This is a genomic window from Paenibacillus sp. URB8-2, assembly GCF_013393385.1.
GTDB lineage: Bacteria > Bacillota > Bacilli > Paenibacillales > Paenibacillaceae > Paenibacillus_AQ.
Genome location: NZ_AP023239.1, coordinates 4,328,624 through 4,340,172, shown reverse-complemented (window position 1 = coordinate 4,340,172; position 11,549 = coordinate 4,328,624). Strand labels below are relative to the sequence as shown.

Below are 11,549 nucleotides of genomic sequence, written 5' to 3'. Positions count from 1 at the left end.
GGTCAGCTGCAAATTATTGGATAGCCAGGGACCTGAGGGAGAGTGAAATGGAATTTCTCCTTTTTATTTTGATGAAATGGACCTTTTGACAAGCCTGGGAGGGAATTTCTCCCCCTTAATCAGGCGCTTTTGCCCAAACCGAAGAAAATGCCGCCAATAAGGTGGAGTTTTTCCCGTTCATGAGGCGGGCCGGCCCAATTATTCGGAAATGAAAGGGAGGTTTTCCCGTTTATGATTCTACTGCCTGTGTGAGATCGAGCGTTTCTCCTACGTCCAGATGGGCCTCACGGATAGCCACGACCTTGGTCGCTCTGAAGCCTCCCTTGGGGGTTCTCACCCCGGACGCAAAAACGCCTTCCCGAAAGGGAAGGCATTTGACGTCCCAGGAGGGGTACAGCCCTACGGTCTGACTGCGAAGCGGAAGCTTACGATGCGTCGCTCCGACGAACCCATTCGGGGGTTCTCACCCCGGACGCAAAAAAACGCCTTCCCGAGAGGGAAGGCATTTGACGTCCCAGGAGGGATTCGAACCCCCGACCGTGCGCTTAGAAGGCGCATGCTCTATCCAACTGAGCTACTGGGACATATTAAAGATTAAAGCAGTGGAACTTATAATACTGAAAAGCAAGCAAAAATTATAATACCATAATACCGGTGGATGTTCAACCTGTTTTTACAAAGCAATCACAGGGTATGCTATAATCATCAACTGAGACGTTTTGGAGAATCAGGAAGGAGGTGCCCTCATTCGAAATTCCAATTCCCCCGCTAAAGAAAATATCGTGCTTTTTCCAAAGACGCTGGACTATTATCAGATCCAACTGACGGTCATGCTGGAAAGTGAGCGTTACGGAGAAGCCATCGGACTGCTGAGATTTTTGCTGCAGTGCCAGGGGCAGGAAGAGCGGCACTACGAGGAGTGGCAATCGCTGCTGGATTGGCTGGAGGCGGCGTTTCCTTACGCATCGCAGGGCGAATATGTCGGCGAGTCGCCTGCTCACGAAGAAGATATGGGCGCACAAGAGATGGCCCGGCAGATGGCAAAAGCCAAGCTTCAGGAGGATGCGGACTACGCGAACAAGCTTTTGCACCGGGTCATGCACGAGCCTTTGTCGGAAGCGACGCTGCTTGCTCTGGAGCAGCTGTCTTTTTTTGAAGGAGAAGAGGTGGATTATGCCCTGACCGACTGGGTTCAGAAACCGGGGATTCATCCCATTCTGCAATTCCGGACAATGCAGACGCTTCGCCGTCGGGGCGTCCAAGGGGCCGTTGAGCTGAAGAGAGGCTCGGAGAACGTCGTGGTGGAGATCGAACAAGTTCCTTTGCAGAACGATGATTTTCCTCCGCAGGTTGCCCAGGTGCTGGAACGGGTCGCGGAGCAGACGGAGACGCATGAGCCTACTTTGTATTATTTTGCGCAGGAGCTGTGGGGGCAGTTTATGATGTCGATCTACGGCTCGGAGGCCTATTATTCGATACTGACCGGCGAAGACGGAGTGCTGGATTTATGGGCGGGAGCGCTGCATCAGACGGTTTCCGAAACGCTGAACGGAACAAGAAATGAGGAAGAGACCAGAACGATGTATGGCATCACCGAAAGCATGCGATTTCCATTTGAACAGGCTTACCGGATGCTTAACAGTTTTGCGGGAAAGCCTTTGTAACCCCGTATCTCGAAGCGAAAACGCATAACACTACTTGAAAAGTATAATAATCTTTTATATAATATAATGGTTATTCTGTGCGTGATATGCGAACCAATTTTGGAGGGGAAAGTATAACATGAAAGCAACTTGGGAAAAAATAGAGAAGAACCTTGGCGTTCTTGAAGTTGAAGTAGACGCTGAGCGTGTAGCGCAAGCTCTCGACAAAGCCTTTAATAAAGTCGTTAAGAAAGCAAACGTACCTGGTTTCCGTAAAGGAAAAGTGCCGCGGCCGATTTTCGAATCCCGTTTTGGCGTGGAGAGCCTTTACCAAGACGCCATCGACATTCTGCTGCCTGAAGCTTACGGCGAAGCGGTTGAACAAGCCGACATCTTCCCTGTAGACCGTCCTGAAGTGGATATCGAGCAGTTCGGCAAGGGACAATCCTTCAAGTTCAAAGCGAAAGTTACCGTTAAGCCTGAAGTGACTCTCGGCCAGTACAAAGGAATTGAAGTTCCCGTGCAAAAAGCCGAAGTGACGGACGAAGAATTGAACGCTGAACTGACTCGCCTGCAAGAGCGTCATGCTGAGCTTGCGGTTATCGAAGACGAATCGGCAGCGAGCGGCGACATCGCCGTAATCGATTTCGACGGATATGTTGACGGTGAAGCTTTTGAAGGCGGCAAAGCGGAGCGTCACTCCCTTGAGCTGGGAAGCAACTCCTTTATCCCGGGCTTCGAGGATCAAGTGATCGGTATGGCTACCGGCGATTTGAAGGACGTGGAAGTGACTTTCCCGGAGAACTATCAAGCCGAGAATCTTGCTGGCAAACCGGCTGTATTCAAAGTGAAACTGCATGAAATCAAACGCAAGCAGCTTCCGGAACTGGACGACGAGTTCGCGAAAGACGTTAGCGAGTTCGAAACGCTGGCCGAATACAAGGAAGACTTGAAGAAACAACTGGAATCCCGCAAGGCGGAAGAGCTGAAAGGCGTGAAAGAAAACGCCGTTGTCGACAAAGCCGCTGCCAATGCGGAAGTGGAAATCCCTGAGGCCATGATCGACAGCGAAGTTCAGAACATGGTTCGCGATTTCGACATGCGTCTCCGTCAGCAAGGCATGAACATGGACATGTTCCTCAGCTTCTCGGGCCAAACTCAGGACGATCTGCGCGCACAAATGAAGAATGATGCGGAGAAACGCGTCCGCAACAATCTGGTTCTCGAAGTGATCGCCAAGGAAGAGAACATCAAGGTTTCCGATGAGGAGTTTGAAGAAGAGCTCTCCAAAATGGCTGAGACTTACAAACGCTCCGCTGAAGAAATTCGCGGTATTCTTACGGCGAACGGATCGCTCGACAGCCTGAAAGACGAGATCTCCCTTCGCAAGACCATCGATTTCCTCGTTGAGAACAGCCAGGAAGTTGAAGCTCCTGCAGAAGAAGCGGCCGAGAAATCGGAAGAAGCAAGCGCCGAATAAATCGGCGATTAATACGTTATAACCAGAGCGGCCTGTTTCGGGCCTCATACTCAAGCGATAAGGCACGTATATTTATGGTACGTGCCTTATTTTCATGAAAGAAAAGCCTTCAGGAAGTGAAAAAATGACATTGCGCTTTGAACGTGTTAAAATACTTCTGAAAAGGCAAGACTAATTATATATAGAGAAATGAGGTTGGTGGCATGAGTCTGGTACCAATGGTTGTGGAATCGACAAATCGAGGAGAACGCTCTTACGACATCTACTCCCGATTGCTCAAGGACCGCATCATTTTCCTGAGCAACGCAATTGATGATGATGTTGCCAATCTGGTTATTGCCCAATTGCTTTTTCTGGCAGCCGAGGACCCTGAAAAGGACATCAACTTGTACATCAATTCACCCGGTGGTTCTGTAACAGCCGGCATGGGTATATATGATACGATGCAATATATCAAGCCAGATGTATCTACTATTTGTGTTGGGATGGCGGCCAGTATGGGATCGCTGCTGTTAACCGCCGGGGCGCCGGGCAAGAGATATGCGCTTACCAACAGCGAGGTGATGATTCACCAACCGCTTGGCGGCGTTCAAGGTCAGGCGTCTGATATTTGGATTCACGCGGACTGGATTCTCAAAACGAGACAGAAGCTCAATCAAATTTATGTAGATCGCACCGGACAGCCCCTTGAAAAAATCGAGCGCGATACGGATCGCGACAATTTCATGAGTGCGGAAGAAGCGAAGGCTTACGGCCTGATTGACGAGGTTCTGGCTTCACCGATCAAATCCTAAGGGGTGGTTAAATGTTTAAATTTAATGATGAAAAAGGACAGCTGAAGTGCTCCTTCTGCGGAAAATCGCAAGAACAAGTGCGCAAGCTTGTAGCCGGACCTGGCGTTTATATATGTGACGAATGTATCGAATTGTGCACGGAAATCGTGGAAGAAGAGCTCGGACATGAGGAGGAGCTGGATCTGAAGGATATTCCGAAGCCGAAGGAAATCCGCGACATTCTCGACCAATATGTTATTGGCCAAGACCAAGCCAAGAAATCGTTGTCCGTAGCGGTGTACAATCACTACAAACGCATTAACAGCCAGAGCAAAATCGAAGACGTTGAACTGACGAAGAGCAATATTTTGCTGCTCGGTCCGACGGGCTCCGGTAAGACGCTGCTGGCTCAGACGATGGCGAAGATCATCAATGTGCCGTTTGCGATTGCGGATGCAACTTCTTTGACGGAAGCTGGTTATGTCGGCGAAGACGTCGAGAATATTCTGCTGAAGCTGATTCAGGCTGCCGATTATGATGTTGAAAAAGCGGAACGCGGCATTATCTACATCGATGAAATCGATAAAGTGGCCCGTAAATCCGAGAACCCGTCGATTACCCGCGACGTTTCCGGCGAAGGCGTTCAGCAGGCGCTGCTGAAGATTCTCGAAGGAACAGTCGCTTCGGTGCCGCCGCAGGGCGGACGGAAGCACCCGCATCAGGAATTTATTCAAATTGATACGACCAACATTCTGTTCATCGTCGGCGGTGCTTTTGACGGACTGGAACAGCTGATCAAACGCCGTGTCGGTAAGAAGGTCATCGGCTTCAACGCATCCGAAGGCGGCCAAAAGGAACTGAAGGCAGGCGAATATCTGTCGATGGTTCTGCCTGAGGATTTGCTGAAATTCGGACTGATTCCAGAGTTTGTTGGCCGTCTGCCGGTTATCTCGACACTGGAGCCGCTTGACGAGAAGACGCTTGTGCGCATTCTTTCCGAGCCGAAGAACGCATTGACGAAGCAGTACGCCAAGCTGCTGGAAATGGACAATGTGTCGCTGAAATTCGAACCGCAGGCGCTGGAAGCCATCGCCAAGGAAGCGATCAAGCGCAATACCGGTGCACGCGGACTTCGCGCCATTATCGAGAGCATTATGCTGGATGTAATGTACGAAGTGCCTTCCCGCGACGACATCAAGGACTGTGTCATCACGGAGAAGGTCGTTCATGAGAAGGCGCTGCCTGAACTGAACCTCAAGAAAGACAAGAAACAAGAGGAAAGTGCGTAAATACGAAGGAACGACTGCATCCTTCTCCTTTGAGGAGAGCATCCGTTTCTCGTATTGCGGCCTTTACAATATTAGCCTTACGTCTCCACCTTCTTCCGCCCCCCGTCTGTCTTAGCGGGAGCGGAGGGGGTGGAGCTTTGGCGTTATGGGGGAAGAAACCATGTTTCTCAGACATCAGACGCGTCCCGTCAATGTAGGCGGGATCACAATTGGCGGAAACAATGAGGTTGTCATCCAAAGCATGTGCACGACCAAGACAGCGGATGTTGAAGCGACGGTAGCCGAGATTCTTCGGCTGGAGGAAGCGGGCTGTCAGCTAGTACGGGTCACAGTCAATAACGAAGAGGCTGCAGCGGCCATCAAGGAAATCAAGCAGCAGATTCATATCCCGCTCGTTGCGGATATTCATTTTAATTACAAACTGGCCCTGCTGGCGATTGAGAACGGTATCGACAAGGTACGAATCAACCCCGGCAACATCGGACGGCGCGAGAAAGTCGAGGCGGTTGTCCAAGCCTGCAAGGATAAGGGGATTCCGATTCGCATCGGCGTCAATGCCGGTTCACTTGAGAATCACCTGCTGGAGAAATACGGCTACCCGACTCCGGAAGCGATGGTGGAGAGCGCTCTGTACCATATCGGAATTCTGGAGGAACTGGACTTTCACGACATTATCGTGTCGCTGAAGGCTTCAGACGTTCCGATGGCGATTGAAGCCTACCGCAAGGCGGCTGAAGTGATTCCTTACCCGCTGCATCTGGGCATTACCGAATCGGGCACGCTGTTCGCCGGTACGGTGAAGAGCTCCGCGGGAATCGGCGCCCTGCTCTCCATGGGAATCGGCAATACTGTGCGGATTTCGCTCAGCGCCGATCCAGTGGAGGAAGTCAGAGTGGCGCGCGAGCTGTTGAAGACCTTTGGCCTGATCGCGAATGCCGCGACACTCATTTCCTGTCCGACCTGCGGACGGCTTGATATCGATCTGTTCTCCATTGCCAATGAAGTCGAAGAGTATATTTCCAAGCTCAAAGTGCCGATCAAGGTGTCGGTGTTGGGCTGTGCGGTGAACGGTCCCGGTGAAGCGCGGGAAGCCGACATCGGCATTGCCGGAGCGCGCGGCGAAGGCCTGCTGTTCCGATACGGTGAGATGATCCGCAAAGTTCCTGAGACGGATTTGCTGTCCGAGCTCAAGAAAGAGATCGACGCTATTGTTGTCCATTATGAAGCCACCGGGGAAATTCCCGGCCGCAAGGCTCATTATGAGTCCATCATGGGGACGGGGAAATAATTCTTATAAATCATATGGCTGCGGTCTCTCCCGGTGCGGGAGGGGCCGTTTTTTTAAAGTGCGTTTATCGTTTCATGGACTCAAATCCATCACGTTGTCCCGCCTTAAATCTGCTACATGCGTTTAGCCCTTACGGAAACGGCTATACTACCTAGTAGCAGAGTGAATGAAAGGGAGGATGACATATGGAACTGAGTCTATTGCTGATGGTCGTGCAGCTATTTTTCGCGCTGGTCATCGGCGTTTACTTTTGGAATTTGCTGCGGGGACAAAAGACGAACAAGACGGCGGTGGAGCGGGAATCACGCAAGGAACTGGAGAAGCTGCGGAAGATGCGGGCGGTTTCGCTGACCAAGCCGCTGGCCGAGAAGACCCGCCCGGCTTCGATCAAGGATATTGTCGGGCAGAAGGACGGCCTGCGGGCGCTGAAGGCGGCGCTGTGCAGCGCCAACCCCCAACACGTCATCATCTATGGTCCGCCAGGAGTGGGCAAGACGGCGGCAGCCCGGGTTGTAATGGAGGAGGCGAAAAAGAATCCCCTCTCCCCCTTTAAAGCGGACTCCAGGTTTACGGAAATCGATGCGACGACGGCGCGTTTTGACGAGCGGGGTATCGCCGATCCGCTGATCGGCTCGGTGCATGATCCGATCTACCAGGGAGCCGGAGCGATGGGCGTGGCGGGTGTGCCTCAGCCCAAGCCGGGGGCGGTTACGAAGGCGCATGGAGGCATTCTGTTCCTGGATGAAATCGGGGAACTGCATCCGATTCAGATGAATAAGCTGCTTAAGGTCCTGGAGGACCGCAAGGTTCTGCTGGAGAGCGCCTATTACAACTCGGAGGACGGGAATACGCCGGCGTATATCCACGATATTTTTCAAAATGGCCTACCCGCTGATTTCCGGCTGGTCGGCGCCACAACGCGCTCGCCGCAGGAGATTTCCCCTGCGCTCCGGTCGCGCTGCATGGAAATTTATTTCCGGCCTCTGCTGCCGGATGAAATCTCGGTAATCGCCAGGGACGCGATTCAGAAGATCGGGCTGAAGCCAAGTCCGGAAGCCGTCTCCGTCGTGCAGCAGTATGCCACGAACGGACGCGAAGCGGTTAATATGATTCAGCTTGCGGCAGGCCTTGCGCTCACGGAGAATCGCGATACTTTGAGCGCGGCCGATGTGGAATGGGTTGCGGGCAGCAGCCAGCTGCCGCTGCGCACCGAGCGCAAGATTCCTTCCGAGCCGCAAATAGGGGTGGTAAACGGGCTGGCGGTCTACGGACCAGGTATGGGAACGCTGCTTGAAATCGAAGTCTCGGCGGCCCCCGCCTTTAACGGAATCGGCAGACTGAACGTTACCGGGGTCGTCGACGAAGAGGAAATCGGCGGCGGCTCGCGTACCATACGCCGTAAGAGCATGGCGAAAGGATCGGTTGAGAATGTGCTGACCGTTCTCCGGAACATGAATCTTTCGCCCGACCAATATGATATACATGTGAACTTTCCCGGCGGCACGCCGATTGACGGACCTTCCGCCGGCGTGGCGATGGCGGTCGCGATCGTGTCCGCGATCCGGGGCCTTCCGGTGGACAACACGGTGGCAATGACCGGAGAGATCGGCATTCATGGCAGAGTGAAGCCGGTCGGCGGCGTAATTGCCAAGGTGGAAGCGGCCTTGCAGGCCGGCGCCACGACGGTGCTCGTGCCCAAGGAGAATTGGCAGTCGCTATTCGCCGATCTGTCCCCTCTGCGAGTCATTCCCATCGAGACGGTGGAAGAGGCTTTCCGCCTTTTGTTCGGCGCCCATCTCGAAGATATTCGCTTGCCCGCCGTTGCCGGCGAGACCTTTGCGGCCTCACCGTCGCTGCTGAAGGCGGACGCGTCGGGAGAAAGCGCCAATCTTTAAGGCCGTCCCGAAGGTTAACCGGTCAATATGCTAAGTGCCCGTTTATACTCATTTTGCGCCAACCGGCCGCTTTGTGCGGCCCGTTGGTGTTTTGATGCCGCTTTTGATAAAATATAAAAACAACGATATGACACACACGAGAGCGATTGGAGGTCCGAAAGCGATGGTATCCAAACTGACTAAAGGTCGTCGTTTTCCTTTATTGCCGCTCAGAGGTCTTCTAGTGTATCCCAGCATGGTCCTCCATCTGGATGTGGGACGCGAGAAGTCGGTTAAAGCGCTGGAAAAAGCGATGGTAGAAGATAATTTGATCCTCCTCTGTTCACAATCCGAAGTCAATATTGAAGAGCCGGGTCAGGAAGATATTTTTCGGGTCGGTACAGTCGCGAATGTTCGGCAAATGCTGAAGCTGCCCAACGGCACCATCCGTGTCCTTGTGGAAGGCGTCGAACGTGCCGAGATCATTCACTATACCGATAATGAAGAATATTACGAGGTTATGGCGCGCGAGCTGCCCGAGCAGCCGGACGGAGATCCCGAGAGTGACGCTCTGATGCGCACCGTGCTGAGCCAGTTCGAACATTATATTACATTATCCAAAAAGGTAACGCCCGAGACGCTCGCTGCGGTATCGGATATCGAAGAGCCCGGACGTCTCGCCGATGTGATCACAAGCCACCTGGCGCTGAAGATCAAGGAGAAGCAGGAAATTCTCGAGACGATCGACGTGCGCAAGCGTCTGGAGAAGCTGCTGGATATTCTGGGCAATGAGCGCGAGGTACTGGAGCTGGAACGCAAAATCAACCAGCGCGTCAAGAAGCAAATGGAAAAGACCCAGAAGGAATACTACTTGCGCGAGCAAATGAAGGCGATCCAGAAGGAGCTTGGCGACAAGGAAGGCCGGGCCGGCGAAGCCGAGGAGCTCCGTGCCCAGGTCGAGGAGAAGGATCTGCCGGAACGGGTTCGGGAAAAGATCGACAAGGAAATCGACCGGCTTGAGAAAATGCCTGCAAGCTCCGCAGAAGGCGGCGTCATTCGCAACTACGTGGAAATGCTGCTCAGCCTTCCCTGGAACGACTGGACCGAGGACGATCTGGATATCGTCAAGGCCGAGCAGGTGCTCGACGAAGACCACTATGGACTGGATAAGCCGAAAGAGCGGGTGCTGGAATACCTTGCCGTTCAGAAGCTTGTCAAAAAGCTGAAAGGCCCGATCCTCTGTCTCGTCGGTCCTCCGGGCGTCGGTAAAACTTCGCTGGCGCGGTCGATCGCACGTTCCCTGAACCGCAAGTTCGTCCGCATCTCCCTTGGCGGTGTGCGCGATGAAGCGGAGATCCGCGGCCACCGCCGGACGTATGTGGGCGCGATGCCTGGGCGGATCATCCAGGGCATGAAGACGGCGGGTTCGCTCAATCCCGTCTTCCTGCTCGACGAAATCGACAAGATGGCTTCCGATTTCCGCGGCGACCCATCCGCCGCGCTGCTGGAGGTTCTCGATCCGGAACAGAATAATACATTCAGCGATCACTTCGTGGAGATTCCGTTCGATCTGTCGAGCGTCATGTTCGTGACCACAGCCAACGCCGTGCACAATATTCCGCGTCCGCTGCTTGACCGGATGGAGATGCTGTATATCCCCGGCTATACGGAGCTTGAGAAGCTGCAAATCGCAGGGCGCTATCTGCTGCCGAAGCAGAAGAAGAATCACGGGCTGGAGGACGGCCAACTGACGATCGAGGAAGGTACGCTGCTCCGCGTCATCCGCGAATATACGCGGGAATCCGGCGTCCGGAACCTGGAGCAGCAGGTTGCCGCGCTATGCCGGAAGGCGGCGAAGCAGATTGTATCGGGAGAGAAGGAGAACGTCAGCATTTCCCCCGATGACGTCAAGGATTACCTCGGAACGGCCAAATACCGTTACGGTATGGCGGAACTGGAAGACCAAATCGGCACGGTAACCGGCCTGGCCTGGACAGAGGTGGGCGGAGATACGCTGCTGATTGAAGTAACGGTGTTGCCGGGAAGCGGCAAGCTCATACTGACCGGTCAACTGGGCGATGTCATGAAGGAGTCGGCGCAGGCCGCATTCAGCTATACGCGTTCCAAGGCGGATGAGCTTGGCATCCCGTCCGATTTTTACGAAAAGAACGATATTCATATTCACATTCCTGAAGGCGCGATTCCGAAGGATGGACCTTCGGCAGGCATTACAATCGCAACGGCGTTAGTATCCGCCCTCACGAAGCGTCAAGTCTCGAAGGATGTGGCGATGACGGGCGAGATTACGCTGCGCGGTCGGGTGCTGCCGATTGGCGGGCTTAAAGAGAAGTCGCTTGCCGCTCACCGCGCCGGCTACAAAAAAATCCTGCTCCCCAAAGATAACGAGCGGGATCTGAAAGAAATTCCAGAGAGCGTGAAGAATGACGTGGAATTCGTGCCTGTCTCCCATATGGACCAGGTGCTGCACCACGCGCTTGTGGAACAGGCGGCGAAGATCGCAGATCATCCCGTCCAAAGTTTGCAATAGGTTTTTTAGAAAGGAAGTCAAATGAAAGTAACCAATGCCGAGTTTATCATCAGTGCCGTCGGCCCGAGTCAGTACCCTGAAGACGCCTTGCCGGAGATTGCTCTGGCAGGGCGCTCCAATGTGGGGAAGTCGTCCCTGATCAACCGAATGATTAGCCGCAAGAATCTGGCCCGCACCAGCTCCACTCCGGGCAAGACGCAGCACATGAACTATTACCGTATTAATGATCTTATGTATTATGTCGATTTTCCCGGTTACGGTTACGCCAAAGTATCCAAGGTCCAACGTGCGGCCTGGGGCAAGATGGTGGAGAAATATTTGGCCGAACGCGAGACCCTCAAGCTGGTGCTGCTCGTCCTCGATCTTCGCCACCCGCCGACCGCTGACGACAGGATGATGTACGAATGGTTGAAGCACTATGACATCCCGATGTGCGTCGTCGCGACCAAAGCGGACAAAATCCCGAAGACCCGGCTGCCGAGGCATATCAAGATTATGAAAGAAGCGCTCGGGGTGCTTCCAGGCGAAAGCTTTATTCCATTTTCTTCGGAACTTGGTCTTGGAAAAGACGAGCTGTGGGCGCTGATCGAGAGTCAGATTGCCACGGAGGAACCGGAGGAAGAGGCGGACCTGAACGCCGAAAATGAGTAAGCT

Annotated in this window: 8 protein-coding genes and 1 tRNA gene; 8 read left to right on the top strand and 1 reads right to left on the bottom strand. The window is 53.5% G+C overall.

What is annotated here, in order from left to right; translation table 11 throughout:
* Positions 1 to 510 precede the first annotated feature (510 nt).
* Positions 511 to 584: transfer RNA gene (locus PUR_RS20060), tRNA-Arg, on the bottom strand.
* Positions 585 to 782: 198 nt separating this feature from the next.
* On the opposite strand from PUR_RS20060, the gene PUR_RS20055 reads away from it, so the two are divergent.
* The 8 genes from PUR_RS20055 to yihA all read left to right on the top strand — a co-directional run bounded on the left by PUR_RS20055 (position 783) and on the right by yihA (position 11,546).
* Entirely contained in the window at positions 783 to 1,664 is an 882-nt protein-coding gene (locus tag PUR_RS20055) for a hypothetical protein (protein WP_179036766.1), read from the top strand.
* A gap of 118 nt (positions 1,665 to 1,782) precedes the next feature.
* The gene (gene tig, locus PUR_RS20050) at positions 1,783 to 3,123 is read left to right on the top strand and encodes a trigger factor (RefSeq protein WP_179036765.1); all 1,341 of its coding nucleotides are present in this window, start codon (positions 1,783 to 1,785) and stop codon (positions 3,121 to 3,123) included.
* A gap of 203 nt (positions 3,124 to 3,326) precedes the next feature.
* A complete protein-coding gene (gene clpP, locus PUR_RS20045; protein ID WP_179036764.1) occupies positions 3,327 to 3,917 on the top strand; it encodes an ATP-dependent Clp endopeptidase proteolytic subunit ClpP in 591 nt (196 codons plus the stop codon).
* Between the two features lie 11 nt (positions 3,918 to 3,928).
* On the top strand, positions 3,929 to 5,185 hold the full coding sequence (gene clpX, locus PUR_RS20040) for an ATP-dependent protease ATP-binding subunit ClpX (protein ID WP_179036763.1): 1,257 nt from the start codon (positions 3,929 to 3,931) through the stop codon (positions 5,183 to 5,185).
* A gap of 160 nt (positions 5,186 to 5,345) precedes the next feature.
* Complete coding sequence (ispG, locus tag PUR_RS20035) at positions 5,346 to 6,473, top strand: flavodoxin-dependent (E)-4-hydroxy-3-methylbut-2-enyl-diphosphate synthase (RefSeq protein WP_179036762.1); 1,128 nt, start codon at positions 5,346 to 5,348, stop codon at positions 6,471 to 6,473.
* Positions 6,474 to 6,658: 185 nt separating this feature from the next.
* Complete coding sequence (gene lonB, locus PUR_RS20030) at positions 6,659 to 8,368, top strand: ATP-dependent protease LonB (protein WP_179036761.1); 1,710 nt, start codon at positions 6,659 to 6,661, stop codon at positions 8,366 to 8,368.
* 163 nt (positions 8,369 to 8,531) lie between these two features.
* Entirely contained in the window at positions 8,532 to 10,895 is a 2,364-nt protein-coding gene (gene lon, locus PUR_RS20025; protein ID WP_179036760.1) for an endopeptidase La, read from the top strand.
* Between the two features lie 21 nt (positions 10,896 to 10,916).
* Positions 10,917 to 11,546, top strand: coding sequence for a ribosome biogenesis GTP-binding protein YihA/YsxC (gene yihA, locus PUR_RS20020; RefSeq protein ID WP_179036759.1), 630 nt, complete (start codon positions 10,917 to 10,919; stop codon positions 11,544 to 11,546).
* The last annotated feature ends 3 nt before the right edge of the window (positions 11,547 to 11,549 follow it).